General features: G+C 60.5%; 19 protein-coding genes. 10 read left to right on the plus strand and 9 right to left on the minus strand.

What is annotated here, in order from left to right; genetic code table 11:
• Window positions 1-45: 45 nt before the first annotated feature.
• Window positions 46-1,236 carry an MFS transporter gene (locus NMA52_RS13585; protein WP_254828236.1) on the plus strand — a complete coding sequence of 397 codons (1,191 nt, stop codon included), beginning with the start codon at window positions 46-48 and terminating at the stop codon, window positions 1,234-1,236.
• On the opposite strand, the gene NMA52_RS13590 is transcribed toward NMA52_RS13585, so the two are convergent.
• The 6 genes from NMA52_RS13590 to NMA52_RS13615 all read right to left on the minus strand — a co-directional run bounded on the left by NMA52_RS13590 (window position 1,207) and on the right by NMA52_RS13615 (window position 6,389).
• Entirely contained in the window at window positions 1,207-1,554 is a 348-nt protein-coding gene (locus tag NMA52_RS13590; protein ID WP_254828237.1) for a hypothetical protein, read from the minus strand. The genes NMA52_RS13585 and NMA52_RS13590 overlap by 30 nt on opposite strands.
• Before the next feature lie 97 nt (window positions 1,555-1,651).
• On the minus strand, window positions 1,652-2,683 hold the full coding sequence (locus NMA52_RS13595) for an AI-2E family transporter (protein WP_254828238.1): 1,032 nt from the start codon (window positions 2,681-2,683) through the stop codon (window positions 1,652-1,654).
• A 65-nt stretch (window positions 2,684-2,748) separates the two neighbouring features.
• Window positions 2,749-3,564 carry an inositol oxygenase gene (locus NMA52_RS13600; RefSeq protein ID WP_254828239.1) on the minus strand — a complete coding sequence of 272 codons (816 nt, stop codon included), beginning with the start codon at window positions 3,562-3,564 and terminating at the stop codon, window positions 2,749-2,751.
• 28 nt (window positions 3,565-3,592) lie between these two features.
• A complete protein-coding gene (locus NMA52_RS13605; protein WP_254828240.1) occupies window positions 3,593-5,197 on the minus strand; it encodes a solute:sodium symporter family transporter in 1,605 nt (534 codons plus the stop codon).
• A 269-nt stretch (window positions 5,198-5,466) separates the two neighbouring features.
• Window positions 5,467-5,616, minus strand: a complete 150-nt coding sequence (locus NMA52_RS13610; protein ID WP_254828241.1) for a hypothetical protein — start codon at window positions 5,614-5,616, stop codon at window positions 5,467-5,469.
• 131 nt (window positions 5,617-5,747) lie between these two features.
• The gene (locus NMA52_RS13615) at window positions 5,748-6,389 is read right to left on the minus strand and encodes a hypothetical protein (RefSeq protein WP_254828242.1); all 642 of its coding nucleotides are present in this window, start codon (window positions 6,387-6,389) and stop codon (window positions 5,748-5,750) included.
• Between the two features lie 191 nt (window positions 6,390-6,580).
• On the opposite strand from NMA52_RS13615, the gene NMA52_RS13620 reads away from it, so the two are divergent.
• The 8 genes from NMA52_RS13620 (at window position 6,581) to NMA52_RS13655 (ending at window position 23,173) form a co-directional block, all read left to right on the plus strand.
• Window positions 6,581-8,107: a M20/M25/M40 family metallo-hydrolase gene (locus tag NMA52_RS13620; protein ID WP_254828243.1), complete on the plus strand. Its 1,527-nt coding sequence runs from the start codon at window positions 6,581-6,583 to the stop codon at window positions 8,105-8,107.
• Between the two features lie 55 nt (window positions 8,108-8,162).
• Window positions 8,163-10,838: a triple tyrosine motif-containing protein gene (locus NMA52_RS13625; RefSeq protein ID WP_254828244.1), complete on the plus strand. Its 2,676-nt coding sequence runs from the start codon at window positions 8,163-8,165 to the stop codon at window positions 10,836-10,838.
• A 198-nt stretch (window positions 10,839-11,036) separates the two neighbouring features.
• Window positions 11,037-12,911: a glucoamylase family protein gene (locus tag NMA52_RS13630; RefSeq protein WP_254828245.1), complete on the plus strand. Its 1,875-nt coding sequence runs from the start codon at window positions 11,037-11,039 to the stop codon at window positions 12,909-12,911.
• A gap of 30 nt (window positions 12,912-12,941) precedes the next feature.
• Window positions 12,942-15,659, plus strand: coding sequence for a T9SS type A sorting domain-containing protein (locus NMA52_RS13635; RefSeq protein ID WP_254828246.1), 2,718 nt, complete (start codon window positions 12,942-12,944; stop codon window positions 15,657-15,659).
• Window positions 15,660-15,664: 5 nt separating this feature from the next.
• Window positions 15,665-17,065, plus strand: a complete 1,401-nt coding sequence (locus NMA52_RS13640) for a glucoamylase family protein (protein ID WP_254828247.1) — start codon at window positions 15,665-15,667, stop codon at window positions 17,063-17,065.
• 28 nt (window positions 17,066-17,093) lie between these two features.
• Entirely contained in the window at window positions 17,094-18,644 is a 1,551-nt protein-coding gene (locus tag NMA52_RS13645) for a sulfatase (RefSeq protein ID WP_254828248.1), read from the plus strand.
• A gap of 59 nt (window positions 18,645-18,703) precedes the next feature.
• On the plus strand, window positions 18,704-21,691 hold the full coding sequence (locus tag NMA52_RS13650; RefSeq protein WP_254828249.1) for a TonB-dependent receptor: 2,988 nt from the start codon (window positions 18,704-18,706) through the stop codon (window positions 21,689-21,691).
• A 24-nt stretch (window positions 21,692-21,715) separates the two neighbouring features.
• Window positions 21,716-23,173 carry a RagB/SusD family nutrient uptake outer membrane protein gene (locus tag NMA52_RS13655; RefSeq protein WP_254828250.1) on the plus strand — a complete coding sequence of 486 codons (1,458 nt, stop codon included), beginning with the start codon at window positions 21,716-21,718 and terminating at the stop codon, window positions 23,171-23,173.
• A gap of 36 nt (window positions 23,174-23,209) precedes the next feature.
• Here NMA52_RS13655 and tnpA read toward each other — a convergent pair whose 3' ends face one another.
• Both tnpA and NMA52_RS13665 read right to left on the minus strand, forming a co-directional pair.
• On the minus strand, window positions 23,210-23,710 hold the full coding sequence (tnpA, locus tag NMA52_RS13660; RefSeq protein ID WP_254828251.1) for an IS200/IS605 family transposase: 501 nt from the start codon (window positions 23,708-23,710) through the stop codon (window positions 23,210-23,212).
• Window positions 23,711-24,081: 371 nt separating this feature from the next.
• Window positions 24,082-24,717, minus strand: a complete 636-nt coding sequence (locus NMA52_RS13665) for a LysE family transporter (protein WP_254828252.1) — start codon at window positions 24,715-24,717, stop codon at window positions 24,082-24,084.
• A gap of 109 nt (window positions 24,718-24,826) precedes the next feature.
• Here NMA52_RS13665 and NMA52_RS13670 point away from each other — a divergent pair, with 109 nt between their 5' ends.
• Complete coding sequence (locus tag NMA52_RS13670; RefSeq protein ID WP_254828253.1) at window positions 24,827-25,603, plus strand: ThuA domain-containing protein; 777 nt, start codon at window positions 24,827-24,829, stop codon at window positions 25,601-25,603.
• On the opposite strand, the gene NMA52_RS13675 is transcribed toward NMA52_RS13670, so the two are convergent.
• Complete coding sequence (locus tag NMA52_RS13675; protein WP_254828254.1) at window positions 25,604-26,260, minus strand: GDSL-type esterase/lipase family protein; 657 nt, start codon at window positions 26,258-26,260, stop codon at window positions 25,604-25,606.
• Window positions 26,261-26,357 lie beyond the last annotated feature (97 nt).

A 26,357-nucleotide genomic window follows, 5' to 3' on the forward strand; every position in this document is an offset into this window, starting at 1 on the left:
GGGCCTTATTCACTCCTTCAGTCCTTCCATCCCTCAATCCTTGATATGAACCCTCGCTACCTCGGCTTCGGCTTCCTTCACTTCTTCTTCAGCTTCGTAGGGCAGACCTTCTTCATCAGTCTGTTCGTGGCGCGGATGACGGAGCGGATGGCCTGGGCCGACAACACCTTCGCCGCTATCTACTCGGGGGTGACCCTGGTGTCCGCCTTCGTGCTTCCGGTGGTGGGACGGCAGGTCGACCGGTTTCGGGTTCGGTACGTGAGCACGACTACGGCGGTGTGCCTGATCGTAGGGACGCTGTTGCTGGCCTTTGCGGATCAGACGATCTGGCTCGTGGCCGGTCTTTTCATTGTCCGACTGGGTGGTCAGGGAGTACTTCCGCTCATCGGTTCTACCACCATCGGGCGCTACTTCGATCAGCGGCGCGGGCGGGCACTGGCGCTGTCCATTATCGGCATTTCGGTGGCCGAGGTCCTATTGCCGCCGCTGGCGACCTACCTCATGGTGGACTACGGTTTCCAACCCGTTTGGTTAATGGCCGGGGCGGCGGTGCTGCTGGTCTTCGTGCCGGCGGTGTGGTTACTGGTGCGGCGGCACGACGATTTTCAGCGGGCGGATACGGTGGCCGAGGCCCAGCTTCGCCGGGACCCCGGGGCGGAGGAGGTACATTCGTGGACGGGTGCGCAGGTGCTGAGGGATCGCCGATTTCAGCTCATCCTGCCCATCGTACTTTTCATCCCCTTCGTCTTCACCGGCCTGGTCTTTAATCAATCGGTGATAGCGGAGCAACGTGGCTACACCCCCGCTACCATGGCCTATGGACTAAGTGCCTACGGGCTGGTACGGGTCATTTTTCTGCTCTTCGGCGGAGACGTGATCGACCGGGTGGGACCGACGCGGCTGCTGCGCTTCGTCCTGTTGCCGGCGGTAGCGGGGCTACTAGTCTTGCTCATCGTAGAAGCCAGTTGGTCGGTACCCGTCTTCTTCGCGCTTATGGCCGTAAGCGGCGGCATGGATTCCGTCAATACCCCCGCCCTCTGGGCCGAACGTTACGGACCACGATTTCTCGGCAGCATTAAGAGTACGGTGCGGCTATTCGTAGTGGTGGCCTCGGCCGCGGCGCCGATTCTGTTCAGCTACGGACTGCGGTGGGGAGTAGGAGCGTGGTTAGGCTTGATGGTGGGGTACGGGGTAGCGTGCGTAGTCCTAGCCCTGCTGGAGCGGCGGGTACAGTAGTAACAACTGCTCGTTCCAGTAATCGTAAAGGTGACGGCAGTACATCGTGCACTGTCGGACCAGCGGATGGGTATACTCCTCCCACCTGCTTGCATGGGTGATGCACGTCTGCGCGCAGTGCTGCAGCCGATCAAGGGCGAGTTCACTATTGGTTTCCAGCATAATGGTCGCTACCTCCAGCGACAGAATAACATCCGGCAGAGTATCGTGACAAGCCCCAGTCGGGGAAGTCGCTTCCAGGCAGTGACGGCACATCCCCAGGCAGGCCCGGCATAAAGTCATCAGTTCGGAAAAAACCTCGGTTACGGATGTGCTCATGGATGTCTCGTTAAGTCATTACTACAGACCGCCCGAAGCCGGGGGAAGTTGATCCGCCGACTGTCATAATCCGTAGTCGTAAGGAAAATAGGGACGGCTACACCTTCCCCCGCCGGGAAAGCAGAACCGCAATCGGGCGGGTGGACCGGAACTGGGCCAGGAACGTAATGAGCACGAAGGTGATCGGCACGCAGAGCAACATTCCGACCACCCCCCACAGCAGGCCCCACAGGATGAGCGAAAAGATGATGATGAAGGGGCTGATGTTGAGCGCATCCCCGTACAGCTTGGGCTCCAGCAGTCCTCCGATACAGAGTTGAATGAGCCCTACCCCAGCAGCAACGATCAAAAATGGCGTCAGGTAATCGAACTGCACCAGAGCCATCATACTGGGCAAGATCGTGGCGGCAATGGAGCCGATCGTCGGGATGAAGTTGAGGGCGAAAATGGTGAAGGCCCAGAAGATAGCGAAATCCACCCCGGCGTACTCGATCACGAAAAAGCTAAGCAGGCCGGTAGCCAGGGAGGCCGCGAACTTCACCCCTACGTACGCGCGTATCGCGCGATTGAGCTTATCCAGTATGTGTAGCAGTTGGGCACGTCGTTGGGGGTTCAGACGCAGCGAAGCCAGCTTGCGCGGGAAGGTATGTTGCTCCACCAACAGAAATAAGGTATACAGCAGGACGAGTAAAAACTGCCGCGTTGCCGTCGTAAAGGCCGTCAACAGCCCGAGCAGGTAACCGTTGATATCCAACTCCCCGTACACGGACCGCAGCGTAATGGCCTCATCGTAGCCCAGACTGACCAGGATGCGGTCGAACTGACGCTCCAGATTAATCCAGTAATCCGGCGCCGTAGCAATCATCTCGTTGATCTGGTGTCCCACCAGACTTCCCGCCAGCACGATGGCCGCCAGCACCCCTAAGGCTGCCACGGTCAGGCTCACCCCCCGGGGGCTCCTGGTACCCACGCCGGGGATGCGACGCAGAAGCTGGTCGACGGCATTTATCAGGTACCACAGCACGAAGGCCAGCACCACGGGAACGAGCAGGATCTTGCCGAAAAACATCAGGCACACGAACAGGCACGCCAGGGCAAGGGAATAGGTGATCTTTTGCAGGGGAAGCATGGGCATAGGAACCTCCCGGCGGGCCGAAAGGTCATTGGGGGGCGTGCTTTATCTACCGTAAATGATCACCAGTAGATCGGCCCCGTTCCCAGATACTTTTCCGCGATGGGCCGGTAGTAATCGATCACGTCCTCCAGGTCATACACCTGCTGACTCTTGGTGTACAGGTCGTACTGATTGAAATCCTTGATGATCTTCAGGTACTCTGCATCTTTTTCCCCCAACAATTCGGTGTAGGCCCCTCCGGAGTGCCAGGGATAGAAGGAGTGGTAACGGATCATAACCATCGCCTCCTCGGGCAGGGTGTTGGTCGGGTGATTCTTCAGCACCTGGTAGAGGTACTCGTCGTGCCCCCAGGCCAGGTCGACATTGTCGATACCGCAGCCCGGTTCGTAGATGCCCAAGGTAGTATTGTAGCGATCGTCCTGCATGTCCGGATTTGTCGCATTGAATTCGGGATACACGCAAGAATCCGGCAGCGCGCAACCCACCACGAAGACGTCGCCGACCATACCCCACTGTTCGTCCTGGCTGGTGCCGTCCGCGTCACAACCCCAGAGAAACATCACCTTGCCGAGATCGTGAATGAGGCCGGTCAGCTGCATCCAGTCGGGGCGGCCGTCGGCCCGGATGGCCTCGGCGCTCTGAATGAGGTGCTGTACGTTGGGCAGATCGAGATCGGGGTCGCTGACGTCGATGAGGCGGTTCAGGTAGCGCATGGCCTCCCACAGGTCGAGGGGCTTATCGAAGGTCAGGTACTTCCGGTGCATATCCCGTACGTACGCCACCGTCTGGTTCCTGCGCATTTTCCGATAATGCTCCTTCACCGCCGCCGAGACGTCCGGCGCTTCGTAATTTCTAAACTCCTTTACTTCTGCCATGACGTACAATTTATGCGTGGTCGGGGAGTCACGCGTTTCCGAGGGAAAGATAAAAAATCAGCGTCAGAATAATTAGGCAGATACTGAACGCTTTCGCGTGCTTCCACGGCTTGAGGTCGAGCAGTCCGCGGTCGTTCATTTCAAAACGTGTCCCTTCCGCAGACGCCAGCGATACCAGGTGCATGACCAGGATGTTCAGCACGAACTCGATACCCCAGATATGGACGAAGTGCAGATTTACGGCGAGCACGTAATCCATGACGACGTAAAACCCGAGTCCGAAGAAAAGTCCGGCCTTCGCCCCCGCCGCCGTTACCCGGGGAAAAAGGAAGCCGGCCGTCACAACGCTGGCGATCGGGATGAAAAAAATGCCGTTCAACTGTTGCAGCAACTGGTATAATCCCGCCGGCGCGTTGGCCACGAAGGGCGCAATACCAATAGCAAAGATCGCCAACAGGGCGGATGTCCACTTACCCACCCTTACCAGCTTAAGATCCCCGGCATCCCGCTGAATGTAGCGTTTGAATATGCCCAGACTGAATACCGTCGCCGCGCTGTTCAGCGTACTGTTGAACGTACTGAAGATGGCCCCCATCATGACCGCTACGAAGAAACCCGTCAGCCACAGCGGCAGGACCTCCTTGACCAGGAGCGGATACACGCTGTCCGGATTGTCGTACAGATCTTCCCCGTAGTAGTAAAAACCGATCAGCCCGGGAAGCACGATGATGAAGGGCACCAGGATCTTGAGCAATCCCGTAAACAACAAGCCCTTCTGCGCCTCCTTCAGACTCACGGCACCCAGTACACGCTGGATGATCGATTGGTGCATCGTCCAGAAATATACCTGATTGATCACCAGGCCGGTAAACAGCACCTCGAAGGGAAGGATCGCCGTACGCGCGCCTTCCCCCACGCCGGGCTCTTTACTAATCACGTTGAACTTCTCCGGACTGTGCTCGAACACCGCGCTCAGGCCCGTCAGCGGATTGCCGTCGCCGATGTGCAGCAGCGCCAGCGTAGGGATCAGCAGTCCCGCCACCAACAATCCAAAGCCGTTAATGGTATCCGTATACGCCACCATCTTCAGCCCCCCGAAGATCGCGTACACCGCGCCGATGATCCCGACGATTAGGATGGTGATCCAGATTCCTTCCCGCTCGGATACGTTCAGCAAATCGGAGATCTCGAAGATCGCCTCGATGTTCAACGCGCCCGTATACAGTACGATAGGCAACAGCGTAGCGACGAAGGAAATGATGAGGAGCAGGGCCACGATCGTCCGCGTCAGCCCATCAAACCGCTTCTCCAGAAACTCCGGTATGGTGGTGAGGCCCATCTTCAGGTACTTCGGCGCGAAGTAGAGAGCGCCTACGATCAGCGCGAGGGCCGAGGTGACTTCCCAGGCCACGATGATCGCCCCGTTGCGGTAGGCCGAGCCGTTCATGCCCACCAGGTGTTCCGTGGAAATGTTGGTCAGCAACAGGGAGCCCGCGATCACCACGCCCGTCAGGGATCTACCCCCCAGAAAGTAACCGTCCTGGGTGTTCAGGGAATCCCGGCGGAGTTGCCAGGTCGCATAGAAGGCTACGAATCCGGTGTAGAGAAGAAAGGTAAGTACGGTTACGCCCACGAAACGGTCGGTTTGGTCGTCCCCGGCAGGGACAGGATAAACGGGCCTACCTCGCCAAGTTCGCTCCGTAGTCCGGGCGTCTAAGTTAAGCCGCTATCCTTGCGGTCCAAACGCAGGGAACGGGCGGGGCCGCGGGAGCCGGTATCATCGTATGAGCCATCTACCGGGAGGCTTAATGATTTACCCCTTCGATACATCCCGCCAGCGGACGAAATGAACAGCGGCACCGACCTGGAGGTCGGTGCCGCTCATCGTAGTGCAAACGCCGTTTACTTGCCGGCCGGGCGGCCATCCTGTCCCCGGCTCTGGTAGTAGCGATCGTCCTGATCGTTCAATTGACGGGAGCGATTGTCCAGGTCGTCCTGGGTGGGCTGATACTGGTCGTCTTCGATCAGCGAAGGGCGGAAAAACGTAAGCATAATGAAAGCATTTAGGGGGTGATGACGCGGTAGGATTACTCCTCCCCACGTCGGTAATGCCCCTAAGGTGAGGGTGGTGACTCAGAGCTTCCAAGCCGTGTTCAGCAAACCCCCGTGATTTATCACGCAATCTAAATCCATCCCCGTTCCGCGCAGAAAAGCTCCCACTTTTTCCTGAACGCCGGTATGGCCGTAGGACTGATTCTCACCTCGTAGGCTTCGCCACAACCATCGTCGACCCGCAATTTGAAGTAGCTTTTATTCGCCGGGGGAATGCTCTCGCAGTGTACGATATCTACGTAGTTGAGATTTACGATCAACCCGCGCGCGACAAAGAAGTCCGGGCTATCCGTGGGCAATTGCCGTTTTACGGCGGCAATCGATCCGTAAATAGTTTCCACGGGCTCTCCATTGACCATAATTTCCACGTAGTGGCTCCGGCCCCGTGCCGGCCGTACGTATACGAGTTGCTCGGCCCGAAACTGTAGTTGCGGCCGCGCCCGCCCGATGCGAACGAATTCCTTGCCCTCCGGACCCGACACGCTGAGGGGGTCATGGAAGGCCGTCCCGATCCCCCCCTGACCGTAGGATGCCCGGTCGTGCTCCTCTTCTATCTGCCGCAGGACCCTGATGTGCGCGGCACGCGCTTCCGGATCGGTCGCCAGAAGGTGGAGGCCATAGAACGTTAACGCCGTCCACGCCACGCAGCACACCAGCGATAGCTTGAATAAAAATTTACCAAACCGAAGTAGCGAACGAAGAAAACGTTTCATGGCGGGGAAGTAGTGATCTACCTTCTGAACGGTCAACCCTTGGGGGCATTTCCCCCATTCAACCCCATGGCGATTCGGAGATGCGGGCGGGGGCGCGGGAGCCAACGGAACACGAAAAGCGATGCCCGTGCAACGACTCACTCCTGCAGCGGATGTACTACCTTCCGTACAAACTGGACTTGCAAAAGCGTATGCCCATTCTACAGCACTGCCTACTCCTTATTCTGTTCATGTGCGGCCCCCTGCTGGTCAGCGCTCAGAATATAGGCTTGCGGGAGATCGACCGCCTTACCGACGCCGCCCTGCCCGCCGCCCTCGCCGAGCTCACCGACTTCCTCGCCATCCCCAACGACGGTAACTACCCCGAACAGGTGGAAAACAACCTCGTTTGGTGCCGGGAAAGATTCCGTGGCCTGGACTTTACCGTCACCCGCCTGGAAACCCCGGGCATGCCCCTTCTCTTTGCGGAAAAAAGGGTCGACCCCGACCTGCCTACCGTCCTGTTTTACCTGCAGATCGACGGACAGCCCGTCGACTCCACCGCCTGGGACCAACCCAACCCCTACCGCGCCGTACTGAAGCGCCAGCAGGCCGACGGCAGTTACGTAACCGTCGACCCGCCCGCCGTCTTCGACCCCGAACTCCGCCTCTTCGCCCGCTCGGCTTCGGATTCGAAGGGCCCGGCCGTAGCCTTCATTACGGCCCTGGACGTACTACGCGCCCGGGGAATACCACCCGCATACAACGTAAAGGTGATCATGGATTTCCAGGAGGAGCTCGGCAGCGACGACCTGCCCGGCGCCGTGGAGCGCCACCGGGAGCTGTTCGCCGCCGACTTTCTGGTCATTATGGACGGTACCCGCCACGTCTCCAACCTTCCCACCCTCACCTTCGGGGCCCGGGGCATTGCCACGGTAACTCTGCGCATCTTCGGCCCCCGCACCGCCCTCCACAGCGGGCAGTACGGCAACTTCGCCCCCAATCCCGTCTTTACCGCTGCACGCTTACTGGCGGCCATGAAGGACGACAGCGGACGCGTGACCGTCCCCGGCTTTTACGCCGGCGTCACGCTTTCCGAAGCCGATAAGCGGGCCATGAATACCGTACCCGAAACCCACGCCGCCATTCGGCAAATGGTAGGCATCGCGGAGGAGGAGGCCATTGGCGATACGTATCAGGAGGCCCTGCAGTACCCTAGCCTCAACGTCCGCGGCATCCGCGGCGGCTGGACCGGCCAGGAAGTCCGCACCCTCATTCCCGAGTTCGTAACCGTCGAGATCGACATGCGGCTGGTACCGGAGACGCCCGGCGAGCGGCAGGTGCAACTGCTGCGCGATTTCATCGCGGACCGGGGTTTCTACTTCGTCGACGACGAACCCACCGAGGAAGAGCGCCTGACCCATTCCAGGCTCATCTCCTTTACGTACTCCCTCGGTTCGGTCCCCTTCCGTACCGAGCTCGGAACACCCATCGATCACTGGCTGACGGCCGGCGTGACCCGCGCGCTGGGGCGGGAACCGATCCGCATGCGCCTTACCGGAGGCTCCCAACCCATGGGCCCGTTCGTCAATTTGCTCGGGCTGCCCGCCGTTTCCCTGCGTATCCCCAATCCCGATAATAGTATTCACGCGCCCAACGAAAACCTCCGCCTCGGCAATTTCCGGGAGGGTATCGCGGAGTGCCTGGGTGTGTTAACGGAAGATATACCGCACGATTGACGATCGGCTAGCTCCCACGCCTGAATTATCTTGCCGGTTCACCACCCCCGCCGGCGTGCCCCGTTGTTTACCCCTTCTGCTGTTTTGTCTGCTCACCGGTTCGCTGCTGCCGGCCCAGGGTCCGCTTATTCCCCGGGTGCGGTCCTTCTCGGCCGTCGACTACGGTGGAGAGAACCAGAACTGGAGCGTCACCCAGTCGCCCGACGGTACGCTGTACGTGGCCAATTCCGGGGGCGTGCTGCGCTTCGACGGCCTGTCGTGGAGCCTGCACCAGCTACCCGGGCGCCCGACCGTGCGGGCCGTGGCCTGGGCCGACGAGCGGCTGTACGTAGGCGGCTACGGCGAGTTCGGCTACTTCACGGATGCCGGTGGAAAGCTGGGCGATTATACCTCCCTCAGCGCACGCTTGCCGGTCACGGAGCAGACCGAGGAAATCTGGAACATCGAGACCTTGGCTCCGGGAGCCGTGGTGCTGCAGTCTTTCTCACGGCTATACTGGGTGCGGGGGGATTCGGTCCGCGTTGAGCTTCCCGGCAGCCTGATGTTCGCCCACGCCACGGCCGACACCCTGCTCGTGCCGGTCACGGACCGGGGCATCCTCGTCTACGCCGGCGCGAACACCGAGGGACGCCTCGTGGCCGCCGAACCACCGAACCCGATCGTCGGGATCACGGGGGCGGGGGCCAGACTACTCGTAGCCACGACGGATGCCGTGTTAAAGTACCGAAACGGGTCCTACTTCAGTTGGTCCGCCACGGCCGATGATGTGTTGCGCGACCAGCAGATCAACCGCCTGCTGCTCCTGCGCGACGGTCACCTCGCCGTGGGAACCATCATGGGTGGGGTATACCTATTCGACGCCGACGGGCGGCTAGTGCATCACCTAGACTACGGAAACGGCCTGAGCAACAACACGGTACTGGCGCTCTTCGAGGACCGCGACGGCAACCTCTGGGCCGGTCTCGACCGCGGACTAAACCTTATCGTCCGCAGCGAACCCCTCCGGTTTTACCGTCAGGGCAAGCAGCCGATCGGCGCGGTGTACGCCGCCGAGACGTACGAAGGCGATTTTTTCATCGGCACTAATCAGGGGCTATTCGTCCGGGACCGCCAGTCGACCGAATTCGTCCTCGTACCGGGCACCGCCGGTCAGGTCTGGGAGCTGCGCGTCACGCCCTACGGACTCCTCTGCGGTCACAACGACGGAACCTTTCTCGTGGAGGGTAGGCGGGCGCGGCGGATATCGGAGCGTTCCGGGGGTTGGCAGACGATTGTCGTTCCCGACCAACCGGGCCGATTGCTGCAGGCAAACTATACCGGCCTGAGTATTCTGGATCTGGCAAGCGAGGGCCCGCCCGCTGCCGGGAGCTCGGAACAACGGCTGGAGGAACTGCTCGCCCCCGTCCGCTTCATTGCCCGGACGGGGCCCAACCAACTGCTCGCTCTCCACGGTTCGCGGGGTAGTTACCGTATCCGGTTATCCGACGACTGGCGGGAGATCCTAGGGGTAGACACCGTACGCGCCCCCGATCTCGTGCGCCCCTTCCTCGCCCGGTTCGGGGATACCCTCCTCGTACAGACGGAGGAACAGCGCTTTCACTATACCGACGATACTTTTCAACCGCTAGATCGGTTTCGGGGCGTTAAAGTCCGGCCCGCGGAATACATTCTTCCTGGCCGGGCCGAGACGCGGGAGTGGTTCGTCGCCGCCCGGGATCGGGTAACCGTGTACCGGGGTACCCGGGAGATCGCGGAGTATCCGGTCAGGCTGCGCCGCAACTTTCCGCGTATCATTCCCCTCGCCGACGGCACTTACCTTTTCTGTCTGGAGGAAGGGTTCGCGACGTACCGACCGACGAGCGGCCGGGGGGAAGCCGCATCACTCCGCTTAGGTCTGGATCGGGTATCGAACGACGTATGGCGGTTTGACTACGTCCTCCCCGCCCTCGATCGGCCCGTGCGCTACCGGTACCGGTTGCTGGGATTCAGCGATCAGTGGTCGGAGTGGTCGGAACTCGGGGAGAAGGAGTACACCAATCTGGGGGAAGGCGATTACCGTTTTCAGGTGCAGGCGGACTGGTACGGCGGGGCCCAGGAAGTCTCTTTTTCCATACCGGCCCCCTGGTACCGGACGCCGTGGGCCTATGCCCTGTACGCAGGCGTGTTCGGTGGCGCGGTGTATCTGCTCCTGCAGGAGCACAAAAACCGACTACATCAGCAGGCCCGCAAACTCGAGGCCGTGCGCCTGCGCCAGCTGCAGCGACAGCGCATCGAAGCCCGGAACCGACAACTCGAACAGGAGAACAGACGCAAAAGCCGCGAACTGGCGAACACCACCCTCACCCTGGCGAAAAAGAATGAGATGTTGCTGGACCTGAAGGAGGAACTCGCCCGCTTCGGCAAGCGCAAGGATACGGCGCGTGACCCCCATAAGCTGCTGCACCTCATCGAGCGCAATCTGAACCACGAGGAGGACTGGGCCATCTTCGAATCCCACTTCAACGAGGTACACGAAGCCTTTCTGAAGCGACTCCGGCAGGCTCACCCCCAACTGACCGCCGGCGACCTGCAACTAGCCGCCTTTCTCAAGATGGATCTTACCTCCAAGGAGATCGCCCCCCTGCTGCACATCTCCGTCCGGGGAGTCGAAAACAAGCGCTACCGCTTGCGGAAAAAGCTGGGGCTGGAGGGGAACGACAATCTGAATACTTACGTGCGGGAGTTCCAGTAATCCCATCCGCCCGCGCCGCAAACATTTGGTCAAACCGCGAATTTGTATCCATTAACCGCCCACCGGCCCCGCCTATCGTGGCGTATTGGCAATGGCGTAGTCATGGTGAGGTGTTTTTCTAGCAATTACGGGGCTTTCCGCCGACCTTGGTGAAGTAAATTCGGGAAATCTCCCGCCCTAGATTCAAGTCGATCTTACATGTACAGACAACGATTCATCCGCTGTGGCACCCTCTTCGCGATCCTGTCCTGCATTGGCACACATATGCTGTGGGGACAGGCCGGCGCCGTCACCGGACTGATCGCTACGGCCTACGATCATCACGTGGAACTGAGGTGGGATCAGCCGGGAAACCCCGCCGTCCGGAGCGTGCGCGTTTACGGCTCACGGCCCGGAGAGCAATTCGCCCCCCTCGGCACGGCCTCCATCGTACAGAACACCCACATCAACTTCGTCGGAGATGCCGACGTCACCACCCGGTACTTCGTACGGCCACTGACCGACGGGGGGGAACTGGGTACGCCGTCGGACACCGTGGAGGCCACCACCTACACCATGAGTGATTCGGCCCTGCTCGACATGGTGCAGCAGTATACCTTCCGTTACTTCTACGACTTCGGGCACCCGGTTTCCGGCCTGGCCCGCGAGCGTAACACTACCGCAACGGTGACTTCGGGCGGCAGCGGATTTGGGCTTATGGCCCTGATCGTAGGAGCCGAGCGCGGGTTCATCAGCCGGGAGGAAGCCCTGACCCGCACCGCCAAGATCGTAGACTTCCTCCTTACCGTGCCCCGCTTCCGGGGAGCCTTCGCGCACTGGATGAACGGGGCCACGGGGGAGGTCATCCCCTTCAGCGCCCGGGACGATGGCGGCGACCTCGTGGAAACCGCTTTCCTCCTGCAGGGCCTGCTTACCTCGCGACAGTACTTTTCCGGGGAGACGGAAGCCGAAACCAGTCTGCGCACCAACATCAACCGGATCTGGGGAGACGTCAACTGGAACTGGTACCGTAAATCAGTAGAGAACGTATTATACTGGCACTGGTCGCCGAACCACCAGTTTGCCATCAACCTCCCGCTGCGGGGTTTCAACGAAGTGCAGATTGCCTACATCCTGGGTGTTGCGGCTCCCGAACCCGCGCACCGGATCCCCGCATCCCTTTACCATACGGGTTGGGCCGGCAGTAACTATACGACCGACAATACCTTCTACGGGATTCCCCTGCTGGTAGGGCGCGGCAAGGGCGGTCCCCTTTTCTTCAGTCACTACAGCTACCTGGGCTTCGACCCACGCGGCAAGCGCGATCGCTACGCCAACTACTTCGAGCGCAACACCAACCAGTCGCTCATTCAGTACCAACACGCCATCGAAAATCCTTACAACCGGGAAGGCTACGGACCTGAGGCCTGGGGACTGACCGCCAGTGACGATCCTAACGGGTATATGGCGCATGCTCCCGACAGTCCGCAGACCGATAATGGCACCCTCACGCCCACCGCCGCCCTGAGCAGCATGCCCTACACTCCGGAGGAAAGCATGGCGGCCCTGAAGCACTTCTACCGGGACCTGGGTGATAAGACCTGGGGCATCTACGGCTTTTACGACGCCTTCAATCCCGGTCAGAACTGGTACGCGGACAGCTACCTGGCCATCGATCAGGGGCCCATCATCTGTATGATCGAAAATTACCGGAGCGGACTGCTCTGGGACCTCTTCATGTCGAGCCCGGAGATCGCTCCGGCCCTGGAGGCCATCGGCTTCGTGGAAGACAGTACGACTACCGCGGTGGCCCAACTGCCCGCTTTCCTCGCCACCCCGCCCCGCCTCTACCCCAATCCGGCCGGCGAGCGCGCCACGCTTTCCCTCTCCCTCGAACGGGCCACCCGGGTGACCGTTGACCTGCTGGATCCGACCGGTCGGGTCATCGCTGCCCTACTGACGGCTACGTCCCTGGAAGGCGGCATTCACGAAATTCCGTTGCTCCTGCGGCCCCGCCCCGCACGTGGGCTGTACGTCGTCCGTATTTCGGGCCCGGGAGGAGCCACCCACCTACCCCTGTTCATCAATCAATAAATCTTTCTACTACTCTAAATACATCCGATTATGCAACGAATTCTACTTCTCCTGTGCCTGTGCCTGGCCGGTTTCGGCCTGAGTGCTCAGGTGGTCCTCGAAGACTTTGAGGACGAAACGCCCGACCTTCCCTGGAATGCCTACGAAGGCACCTTTACCGGCCGGGTGGCCAACCCGGACATGACCACCATTAACCCCAGCGAATGGGTAGGGTCATACACGAAAGCGGGCGACAAGGCCTACAGCTACTTCGTCGCCGAACTGGAGGGAACCCTGGACCTCAGCGAAAACAACCAGTTCTCCATTCAGGTCTACGCGGGTGCCCCCACCCAACTGATCATGAAGCTGGAGCAGCGGGGCGGTGGCCAGTTTATTGAGAAAACGGTCAATATCGCCACGGCGAACGTATGGCGCACCTACACCTTCGACTTCAGCGCCGCCGCCGATCTCGACCAGCTCAATAACCTGATCCTCTTTTTCGATCCGGGCACCGAGACCAGTACCGATACGTACTTATTCGACAACATCGTCGCCTCCCCGGAGGGCCCCTGCGCCGGCACGGTCGCCGACGCCACCATCATCGATGACTTTGAATGTCAGCGTAATGCGACCTACGGCGTGCCGGGCTTCGATGACCTCATGACGATCGTCAACCCCGACAAAAGCGGCATCAACACCAGCGACAGCGTAGGCCAGTACACCGACCAGGATGGTGCCTTCCATGCCCTGGTGATCGACTACAGCTCGGCGCTCGACCTGTCGGTCAACAACCGCATCTGCATGAAAGTGTGGGCTCCGGTGGCGGGAGAGATTCTGTTCAAACTGGAGGGAGGCACCTCCCCCGCCAAGGAAGTACGCGTAATGGTTTCGGAGACGGAAACCTGGACGGAGGTCTGCGCGAACTTCAGCGACCAATCCGGGGCCAACCACAAAAAGATCGTACTGTTCTTCAACGTGGGCGTCGAGGAAGCAGCGGGTGACGTCTACTACATCGACGACATTACCCGCACGCCCGCTCCCCCCGCTGCGGCCCTGGAAGACTTCGAGGGCGGCGCGAAACTGAGCTGGACCCCCCTGAACGGCAATACCACGCTGAACGGCACCTTCAACGGTCCGATCACCAACCCCGACAAGGAGATCAACACCAGCAATACGGTGGGTTCCTACACCCGGGGCAGCAGCATGTTCAGCACGCTGACCGCTACGCTACCCAATGGCATCGACCTCAGCAGCAACCCCCAACTCAACCTGGACGTATGGGCGCCGGCCGACGGCACGGTCGTCACCCTGCAACTGGTAAGCGCTACGAGCGGACCGAAGTCCGCCTCCGCTACCGTCACTACGGCCCAGACCTGGCAGACGCTTAACTTCAATTTTGAGGAATTCGACGACGTCACCGACTTCGGACAGATCAATATCCAGTTCGCCCCCGATACGGACGGCACGGGCATGTACCTGTTCGACAACCTGACCCAGGGCCAGAGCACCGTCGACGCCTGCGCCGACGTGGAGCCCGACCCCACCACCCTCGACGATTTCGAGTGCCAGCGTAATGCGACCTATTCCGGCGACGCCCAGTTTCTGACCGTGGTCGATAACCCGGATGCCGGAGCCAACTCCCCCAACCAGAGCACGAAAGTGGGCAAGTTCGAGGATCAGCCCGGTGCGTTCAACGCCCTGGTTATTGAATACACTTCCCCCATCGACCTCAGTCTACGCAACCAGTTTAGCGCCACCGTCTGGGCCCCCGTAGAGGGCCAGTTGCTCTTCAAGTTGGAGGGCGGCATCGGTCCGAACGTGGAGAAGTTCGTGGAGATCGACACCACCGAGGCCTGGTCGACCTACACCGTTGATTTCAGCGATGCGGAAGGCGGAGCCTACACCAAGCTCGTGCTCTTCTTCGGTGCGGGCACGGACAACGCCACCGCGAATACCTACTACCTCGACGACCTCGGATTCAGCCGGGCGCCCTACGCGAGCTCCTGCATCTCGACCTTTGACGACGTCGACTACACGCTCGCCGACTGGCGCTACTTCGCCAACGGTGCATTCAGCGATAACGATTTCATCATCTCCGACAACCCCAACACCACGGGCATCAACGAGAGTGAGCGCGTCGGCACCTTCGAGGAGGCAATTGACGGTGAGACCTTCGCCGGCATGTACGCGGACCTGGAAGCCCCCATCGTGCTCACCAGTGGCGCCAAGTTCGTGACCATGAAGGTACTGATGGACTTCGCCACCTCGGTCGTCTTCAAACTGGAGCGCGGACGCGACGGTGCACCCGGCAGCGGAGACGTGGTCGCCGACTACACGACGCCCGGCGAGTGGCAGGAACTCACCTTCGACATGAGCGCCCTGCCCGACGGCGCCATGTACGATCGGATCACCATCATCATGAACAATACGGCCGTACCCACCGCCGCCATGACCTACTACTTCGATGACATCGCGGTAGGCGGCGGAGACTGTGGTAATCTGACTAGTCTGTTCGCCCCCGTGACCGTAGCATCCCTGCGGGTATTCCCCAACCCGATCACCGACTGGCTGACCATCGAGAATGCCGACGGAGCCTCCAGCTTTACCCTGACCAACATGCTCGGCCAGCAAGTGGCCCGCAAGCAGGTAAGCGGAGCGGGAACGCGGGAGCAATGGGATCTCAGCGACCTGGCCAAGGGCACCTACCTGCTTACCGCTCAGGACCGTACGGGCCGGCTCGTAGCCCGCTCCATGGTCATCAAACGGTAATACGAATGACGATGCGCTTACTGAGCGTCTTACTCGTGCTGTGCTGCGCCTGCCAGGCTCCCCCGGGGGGAGTCGGGCGGGCGCAGGGCGGCGCGGTTGAGACTACCGATACGACCGCCTTCAGCCTGGACGAGCTGCAGCGCCGCACCTTTAATTACTTCTGGGAAACCGCCCTGCCGGGCAACTATCAAATCCCCGACCGCTGGCCGACGGAGCGCTTCAGCAGCATCGCCGCTACGGGCTTCGGGCTTACGTCCTACCTCGTGGGCGTGGAGCGCGGCTACGTCACCCGCGAGCAGGCCGCGGAGCGTACCCTCCTAACCCTGGAAAAACTCTGGAGCCTGCCCCAGGGACCGGAAATGACGGGAGTAGCCGGATACCGGGGCCTCTTCTACCACTTCCTGACCAACGATGAGGCCCTACGGTACAAGGACGTGGAACTCTCCACCATCGATAGCGGCCTGCTGATGGCGGGTGTCCTTTCGGCGCAGAGCTACTTCGACGGCACCGATGAGACGGAACGCCGCATCCGCGAACTGGCCGATCTGCTGTACCGGCGGGTGGAGTGGGACTGGTCGCTCAACGAGCAGGGCCGCATGAGTATGGGCTGGCGTCCCGACCGCGAGTTCATTCCCGCCGACTGGAACGGCTACAACGAGGCCATGATCCTGCTGGTCCTCGGCCTGGGCTCCCCGACCCACCCTCTGCCGGACGATGCGTGGGAACGCTGGACGGAGAATTACGCCTGGGAAGAATTTCAGGGCTACGATCATTTGAACTTCAGTCCGCTCTTCGGTCACCAGTACAGTCATATGTACATCGACTTCCGCGGCATCCGGGACGACTACATGCGCGAGCACGACAGCGACTACTTCGAAAACAGCCGTAAGGCCACCCTCGCCAACCGGGCTTACTGCATCGAAAACCCTCAGGGCTTCGCCGGCTATGGTCCGAACCAGTGGGGACTTACCGCCTGCGACGGGCCCGGCGGGCTCGACACTCTTTACCGGGGGCAGGAAGTGAAGTTTTTCGACTACCGGGCCCGCGGGGCTTCCGCGCGCCACGTCATCGATGACGGCACCATCGCTCCCACCGCGGCCGGGGGTTCGGTACCCTTCGCGCCGGAGGAGTGTATTGCCGCTCTGGACCACATGTGGACGACCCGGTACGATAGCCTCGTCGGGCCCTACGGGTTCCGGGATGCTTTCAACCCGAGCTTCACCTTCGGCAAGGGCAACGAGAACGGTTGGTACGACGTCGACTACCTGGGCATCGACCAGGGACCCATCCTGATCCAGATCGAGAACCACCGCAGCGAACTGATCTGGAAACTGATGCGCAAAAACCCTTACATCCGACGGGGCCTGGAGCGGGCCGGTTTTACGGGTGGCTGGCTGGGTGAATAGAGCCTTTCCCCTCCCCTTAAATTCTATTATGCAACCAACGGTATATCTTTTCCTGGCGATCTTTTCGGTGGTAGCGGCAGCGATGCTGGACCCCGGTACCGAGCCGGCACCCGCGTCCCCGCCCAACGTCGTGTTTATCCTCAGCGACGATCACCGCTACGACTTTATGGGGTTTACCGGTAAGGTTCCCGGCCTGGAAACCCCGCATATGGACCGCATGGCGCGCGGAGGGATCCACGTAAAAAACGCCTTCGTGGGTACCGCGCTGTGTTCCCCGAGCCGTGCCAGTATTCTGACCGGACAGTACAGCCACGTGCACGAGGTAGTGGATAATGACGCGCCGGCCCGGGAGGACCTCATTTACTTCCCCCAGTACCTGCAGGAGGCCGGCTACGAAACCGCCTTCATGGGCAAGTGGCACATGGGCCATCACAATGCCGACGCCCGTCCGGGTTTCGACCGCTGGATCAGCTTCGAGGGGCAGGGAGTCTACTACAACCCCACCCTCAACGTAGACGGGGAGGAAGTATCCTACCGGGACAGCGCCTACGTCACCGACGTGCTCACCGACTACGCCGTGGACTTCATCCGCCGGGAGCGGAGCGACGAAAAGCCCTTCTTTCTGTACCTCTCCCACAAGGCGGTGCACGCCGAATTTCAGCCCGCACAACGGCACGCGGGAGAATACCGCGACGTGGACATTCAGTATCCTCCGACAATGTACCCGCCCGACGTCGACCCGACGGACTACCGCACCGTGACCGCGCCCCGGCCCACCCTGCGGGAGAAGCGGCGGGCGCTGGAGGTAGGTTACCGCTACGACCTCGTCCCGAACTGGGTGAAGGCCCAACGCAACAGTTGGCACGGCGTCGATTACATGTACAACGGCGACATGGATTTCAACACCTTCTACCGCAACTACCTGGAAACCCTGCTCGGCATTGACGAGAGCATCGGCACCGTACTACGGACCCTAGAGGAGACGGGGCAGCTGGAGAATACCATCGTCATCTATATGGGCGATAACGGCTTCAGCTTCGGCGAACACGGCCTGATCGACAAGCGGCAGGCCTACGAGGAGTCGATGCGGGTACCCCTGCTCGTGTACGCCCCCGCCATGCTGGATGCCCGCGGGATGGAGGAGATCGCCACCAACGCCGATATCGGTCCTACCATCCTGGACATGGCCGGACTGGCTACCCCGGAGCAAATGAACGGCCGGTCCTTCCTGCCCCTGCTGCGGGGGGAGACGGTCGCGGACTGGCGCAAGAACTTCTTCTACGAATACTACTGGGAGCGTCCCTTCCCGCAGACGCCGACGGTGCACGCCATACGCTCCGACAGCTTCAAATTCATCCGCACCCAGGGCATCTGGGACATCAACGAATTCTACGACCTCGTCAACGACCCCCACGAGGCCCGCAACCTCATCGAGGACCCGAACCACCAGGCGAAGATCGCCGAGATGAACCGCGCACTCTTCGAGTGGCTGGAGGAAACCCAGGGACTGAAGATCCCCCTCAAACCGACGCTGGGCGTGCGGGGAGGGCAGGACTGGAAGTACGGGCATACGTACTGACGGTGGTAGCTACCCGTTGGACGGTCTTTTAATTTATCCTAACCCACCAATAATTTATCATGCGACGACTTCTTTTCACCAGTTACGCCTTCCTCCTGGGTCTGGCGCTTTCCGCCCAGACTACGGTAACCGGTACGGTCACTGACGGTAACGAACCCCTGATCGGGGTGAGCGTGCAGGTCATCGGGACCACCAGCGGCTCCGTTACCGATTTTGACGGCAGCTACACCGTATCCGTACCGGAAGGAGGGGACAGCCTGGTGTTTTCTTACACCGGCTTCCAGTCCCAGCGGTTGGCCATCGCCGGTCGCGGCGTTATCGACGTGACGTTGGGAGAAGCCACCGAACTATTGCAGGAAGTCGTCGTGATCGGCTACGGCGTCCAGCAGAAAGGTGACCTGACCGGAGCGGTATCGGTGGTCGAGTCGGAGCAACTTACGGACATTCCCACCCAGTCGCTGGGCCAGTCGTTGCAGGGCAAGGTTTCCGGCCTCCAGATCATCCCCGGGTCGGGTGCACCGGGGGCGGACGCTATCTTCCGTATCCGGGGGGTAGGTACGCTGAACAACGCCGATCCGCTCTTCGTGGTCGACGGCATGATCCTCAACGACATCAGCTTCCTTAATCCCCAGGACGTGCAGAGCGTTTCCGTACTGAAGGATGCCTCCGCGACGGCCATTTACGGGGCGCGGGGCGCCAATGGCGTCATCATCGTTACCACCAAGCAGGGGGGCGGGGCCGCGGGAGCCGGCGGATTCACGGTGAGTGCGTACACGGGCACCCAGGAGGTCATCCGAACCATTGACGTCCTGAACGCCAACCAATACGCCACTTTGCTCAACGAAGTCGACGTCAACGAAGGCCGGCGGCCCCGCTTCGCCAATCCGGAGCAGTACGGGGAGGGTACCAACTGGCAGGACGAGGTGTTCCGCACCGCTCCGATCTACAATGCCCAGCTTTCCTTTAACGGCGGAGGCGACCGGGGCACCTTTAATTTCAGCGCCAACTACTTCCGTCAGGACGGGATCATCCAGGGTTCCAATTTCGACCGCCTAACCCTCCGACTCAATAATTCCCGTAAGGTGAAGGATTGGCTCAACGTAGGCAGTAATCTCTCCCTGGGCATCAACGGTTCCGACAACGTCGACGCGGGCAGCATCTTACTGACCGCCTACCGGGCCGACCCCATCACGGTTCCCATTGACTCGGCCGGCAACTTCGGCGACGCCACCGCAATCGGCAATACGGGCAACCCCCTGGCCACGATCTTCTACAGCAACAATCGCAGCCAGTCTTACCGCGCGGTTGGTAACGCTTACGCGGACATCAGCTTCCTCGACCACTTCACCTTCCGCACCAACTTCGGCCTCGACTTCGATTACAACCGCAACCGCAACTTCTCTCCGGTCTTCTTCGTCAGCGCTAATCAGCAGAACAAGGAGAGCAATATCAACGTCTTCAACGGCTACAACCGCAACTGGCTCTGGGAAAACACGGTGAGCTACAATAATGACTTCGGTATCCACCACTTGGACGGAGTGGCCGGCGTGACCTACCAGGACAACTTCGGGGAGTTCCTCAGCGGTGGCCGGCAGCGGCTCATTGGTGAGGATCCTTCCTTCTTTTACCTGAACTCCGGGGACGTCACCACCGCCACCAACGGCGGCGGAGCGGGAAGCAACTGGGGACTGGTATCCTACCTTGGTCGCCTCAACTACGTCTACGATGCCCGCTACCTGATCACGGTGTCGGGCCGCCTCGACGGCTCCTCCCGTTTCGGTGACAACTACCAGTATGGCTTTTTCCCGTCGGTAGGCCTGGGCTGGAACATCAGCCAGGAGGATTTCTTCAGTACCGACGGCCTCATCAGCCGGCTCAAAGTACGGGCCAGCTGGGGCCAGACCGGCAACGACCGCATCGGCGACTTCGACTACCTGCCCCGCGTGGTCAGCGGCGTTGGTGCCGTATTCGGACAGGACCCCGTGCTCCTCCCCGGCTCCACCCTGACCACCCTGGCCAACCCGGACCTGCGGTGGGAACAGACGACCCAAACCGACATTGGGGTAGAGGTAGGATTGTTTGACAACAAGTTCCTGTTCGAAGCCGACGTCTACCGCAAGGTGACCGACGACATTCTCTTCAACGCGCCGATACCCGATTACATCGGTGCCAACGCGCCCCGTCGTAACGTGGCTTCCGTGCTGAACCGGGGCGTAGACCTGAACCTCACCTGGCGGGAAACCCGTAGTGATCTTCAGTATTCGATCGGGGGCAACGCCAGCTTCGTCCACAACGAGGTGCTGCGCCTCGACGGCACGGCGGTCGATTTCTTTGAGGGCGGCCTCGGCATCGGCGGTCAGTTGGGCACCAACTCCCGCATAGGCTTCGCGGCCGGCTCCTTTTACGGCTACGAACTCGACGGGGTATTTCAGAATGAGGAAGAACTGGCCACCTTTCCCAAATTCGGCATTCAGGGAGTCGGCGATCTGCGCTTCCGCGACCAGAACGGCGATGGGGTCATCACGGCGGCCGAAGACCGGGTCATTCTCGGATCGGCTATCCCCGACATGGTCCTCGGCATCAACGGATCGGCTAACTACCGGGGCATCGAGCTGAGCTTCGACGTCACCGGGCAGTTCGGCAACGAGGTGATCAATGCCAAAAAGATGGCCCGCTTTGGTGCCTACAACTACGAGACCAGCTTCCTCGACCGCTGGAACGGCGAGGGAACCAGCAACAGCGAACCCCGCATCACCCAGGCCGGCCAGAACATCGAAACCCTGTCCACCCGCTTCGTCGAAGACGGCTCTTACCTCCGCCTGCGTAACGTGACCCTCGGATACCGCTTTGCTTCCGGCGTCACGGACAAGTTGCGGGCCCAGTCCCTCCGCATTTACGTTTCCGGCACCAACCTGATCACCAGTCAGCAGTACTCGGGCTACAACCCCGAAATTTACAACGGCAGCGTATTCAGCAACGGTATCGACCGGGGTACCATTTACCCCATCGCCCGCACCCTCACGGCCGGCATCGACGTCACTTTTTAGTCCTAACCCTCAAGTTATCCAACCATGAAATCGATCATCCCTACCCTCCTGGCAGTCCTTTTGCTGGTCGCTGCATCGTGTAACGAGGTGCTGGACCGTACGCCCCAGGGCGAGTATACCCTCGGTAATTTTTTCCGGACCGAAGAGCAGGCCGTGCAGTCCGTCAACGCCGTCTACAACCAACTGCGGCAGTGGCAAACCCACGTATTCAGCTTTATCGGTATGACCGACATCGTCAGTGACGATGCCGATAAGGGTAGCTTTACCTCCGACGGCTTCTTTCTTCAGGAGATCGACGACTTTACCTATACCTCCACCAACACCGCCCCCGCTACCGTATGGGGTGGCTACTACACCGGTGTCTTCCGCAGCAATCTGGCCATCACGCGTATCCCCGAAGTGGTCGACATGGACGAGACCCTCCGGACCCGACTGATCGGGGAGGCCCGCTTCCTGCGGGCTTATTACTACTTCAACCTGGTGCGGTGGTTCGGCGACGTGCCCCTGATCCTGGATCCCTTCCCCGCCGTGTTTGAGATTCCCCGTACGCCCCGCGACGAAGTGTACGCCCAGATCGAGGCCGACCTCCGGGCGGCGGCGGATGCCCTTCCCGAGAGTTATAGTGGCGTTGACGTAGGCCGCGCCACCAGCGGGGCCGCTAAATCCTTGCTCGCCAAAGTTGCCCTCACCCGCGGCAACCACCAAACAGCGGCCGACCTGGCCCTTGAGGTGATCAACAGCGGTCGCTACTCCCTGCTCCCCAGCTTCGCCCAGATCTTTACCCTCGAGGGAGAAAACAGCAGCGAAAGCATCTTTGAGGTACAGGCGGCGGCCTTCGAGATCGGTGGCGGCGGCTCCCAGTACAACGAGGTACAGGGCGTCCGTGGGGTACCCAACCTCGGCTGGGGTTTCAACAAACCCAGCGACAACCTGATTGCCGCCTTTGAACCCGGCGACCCCCGACGCGAAGCGACCATTTTGTACGTCGGCGAAGTATTGCCCGACGGCTCCGCCATCGTAGTGGGCGATGACAACATTGTCGGTGAGCGCTTTAACCAGAAAGCCTTCGTACCCGATCACCCGGGGGGCAACGGCAACGGTCCCGGCAACATCCGGATATTCCGCTACGCCGACCTGCTCCTGATCGCCGCCGAAGCGCTGAACGAGATCGGCCAGCCGGAGCAAGCACTCGTCTACCTCAATCAGGTGCGCGCGCGGGCACGTGGCGGCAACGCAAACGTGCTGCCCGACGTGACCGCCACCGACCGGACCGCCTTACGCGCCGCCATACTTCACGAGCGCCGCGTCGAACTGGCCCTCGAGCAGCACCGCTGGTTCGACCTCGTACGCACCAATCGGGCCGCGGAGGTGATGCAGCCGCTGCGCCCCAACTTCACGCCGGGTAAGAACGAACTCTTCCCGATTCCCCAGACGGAGATCGACCTGAGCCAGGGTGCCTTGCAGCAGAATCCGAATTACTGATCGGTTGCGGAGAAAGTGATGCGTACCGCAACGTACCTATCCTTTCTCCGCAAACAGATATTTTTCCTCGTACATCAGATCGAGCTCATCGAGTAAGGTCCGGTATTCGTCCTCGAACGTTCGCCGGACCTGCGTGCGCGAGGCTTTTTCCAGATAGGCGGCGACGCTGCCGTAGTGGTGTGCCTTTTGGTTCGCTATGTACCGTTCCAGCACGGATCGATCGCGGTAGTCCGCGGAGTGGCAGGCGTAACCGGTTTGCCACTTGAAGTCCGGATAGCCGTGGTCCCGCATCCAGCAGGAGCTACGGGCCTTCACTTCCCGGAGTACGTCGGAAATTCTGTGCGAACGGGGCAGGCCGTGGAGTAGGTGGACATGATCCATTGCGCCACCAATCTTGTACACCCGGCAGTCCATGTCCCGCAACTTCGCATCCAGTACCTGATGCAGTGCCTGCTCGATCTCCGGCAGGATCAGGGGTCTGCGGTACTTCGTGCCGAAGGTGGTATGGAGGACGACCCGGATGAAGGACTGCGGCATTTGTTTGTTTTTGTCTAAATAAATACAAAAATTTTTATTTGCAAAATATTGGAAGCCTGCCGGTAGGTTGAGGATGGTTCTCTCCATTGATGTGTGGCAAGGGGTTGTACCACCTCGCCACGGTGAGGACGGCCCCGCCGGGGCCGGGAGGGGGATTGTCAGTTAGGTGAGGATGATTCTCTCCATTGATGTGTGGCAAGGGGTTGCACCGCCTTGCCACGGGAAGGACGGCCCCGCCGGGGCCGGGCCGGGGGATTGTCAGTATAGGTGAGGATGGTTCTCTCCATTATTATGTGGCAAGGGGTTGCACCACCTCGCCACGGGAAGGACGGCCCCGCCGGGGCCGGGCCGGGGGGATGCAATTCCAGGAACTAGAAGAACATCCGGTAGCTCTGGACGCCGGCGAGGATCACGAAGAGGGCACCGACCAGCAGGTGGACGTGGCGGGTCACGTAATGCGCGTGGGCATCGATCCATCTGGCACCGCTAGCGTAAGCGGTTAGAATAAGCATGGCACCCGCGGCCGCGCCCACTACGAACGCCGCCTTAGCCAGGACGGCCGTATCCAGAATACCATCGGACATGAGCCAGCTGCCGATGGCGAAGAAGTACGGAATGGCCAGAAAATTCACGAGGGAGACGCTGATGCCCTCCCAGTAGGGATTCTCAACGGTCTTCTCCTCCCGCTGCCGTTCGACGGACTCCGTTGCCTGCCGCTCCCGGAACCACTTGAAAAAGAAGAACAGCGCTAGCAAAGCCAGCACGGGAATGGCCCACCAACTCAGCAATTCCACGATATCGGGGTTCGTCCGCAGATAATTGACCCCTACGATGGCAATGGAGGTCTGGACCAGAAAAACGGTCACGATGCCGGCCGCGTAGCGGAAACCCGCCCCCTTGCCCGCTTCCAGACTAGCGGTAGCTACCGACAAATTGAGCATGCCGGGAGGAAGGACGGCACCGGCGGAGGAGGCCAGTCCAATAAGTAAAGCGGTCAGGTATTCCAAACGAAGATATCTTTTGGGGGTACCCTTTAGAACCCGAGCCTTCGCCCCGAAGTTGGGTCAAACCGATCCTACCGGCGTGGAATAGCGGACAATGCGGTACATTGGGAGCATGCAACGTCGATCCATCACCCCCCTCCTCTGCCTGCTGATCTGCTCCCTGGTTTCGGGCGGATTGTACGCTCAGCAGTTCCGCGCCCTGCTCATTACCGAAACGGCCGGCTGGCACCATCCCTCCATCACCGCGGGCATCCCCGCCCTGCAGGCGCTGGCCCAGCGTCATGAATTCGTGCTCGACCGCCAGCAGGATGCCATCCCGCTTTCCGACAAGGGACTGGAGAAATACGATGTCATCATCATGCTCAGTACCACCGGCGATATCTTCACCGACGAGGAGCAGGCGGCCTTCGAACGTTTCATTCAGTCGGGAAAGGGCTACGTCGGCATTCACGCCGCCTCCGATACGGAGTACGAGTGGCCGTGGTACACCCGGCTCGTGGGACGCATGTTCAAAATTCACCCCACCAACCAGACGGCCATGCTACAGGTTACCGATCCGGCCTTCCCCGGCCTCGAACGCTGGCCCCGGCGCATGCTCTGGACCGACGAGTGGTACGAATTCCAGGATGCTACTACTGACGGTCTGAATACCATCGTTACGGTGGACGAAAGCACCTACGACCCTAAGGTTAAATGGGGGGACAACGAGGGTAAGGGCATGGGCGAAACCCATCCCATCGCCTGGTACCACGATTTTGACGGTGGCCGTGCCTTCTATACCGCCCTGGGCCATATGGACGATACCTATAAGGACGATCTGTTCCTGCAGCACATTTACGGTGGCATCTACTGGGCGGCTACCGGTAAGGGCCTCAAGGCCACGAAGTAGTTACTCGGCCAGGCGGTCGACGATGGGTCCGATCACAGCGCGCCAGATGTCGTAACCGGCGTCGTTCATGTGCAGGTTATCGCCGATGAAGATATCGTCGCGCACTTGCCCGTCGGCCCGCAGCGCCGGTGTCCACACGTCGGCGTAATAGGTGTGGTCGGTTTTCTCCGCATAGGCCCGTAAGCGTGCATTCGCGTCCTCGTACTCTTCCTTCAGGTTCCAGCGGGCGACGCTCGGCTTGGGAGAAATGAACACTACCGGTACGTCCTTCCCCACGTGCTTGCCGATCATCTTGCGCAGTTCCTTGGCCTGCTTGAGCACCTGCTTCGGGGAGTCCCCGGCCGCGATGTCATTATCGCCTTCGTATACGAATACCACGCCGGGCCGGTACGGATAGATGACCCGATCGGCGTAGTGCAACAGATCGCTAAACTCGGAGCCCCCAAAGCCCCGGTTGAGTACCCGGTGGCCGGGAAAATCCTCCCCCAGCGTGTTCCACTTCACGATCGAGGAGGAGCCTACGAACAGCATGACCCCGGGGGCAACGGGTTCTACCTTATCGGCTGCCTCGAAGGCCCGGATGGCGGACTCGAAGCGCGTAGCGTCCTGAGCGGTAAGTACGGAGGAAAACAATAGAAAAAGGAGTAACATTCGCATGGTGGAAGGTTTGGGCGGGTACGCGGGAGCCGTGAAAATAAGTCCCGCGCGCGTAGGGACCGACAACCTAGCCGCGGGGACCGGCGTTTCCCGGCTT

Origin of the sequence: Lewinella sp. JB7 (assembly GCF_024297185.1) — a bacterium.
Taxonomy (GTDB): Bacteria; Bacteroidota; Bacteroidia; order Chitinophagales; family Saprospiraceae; genus Neolewinella.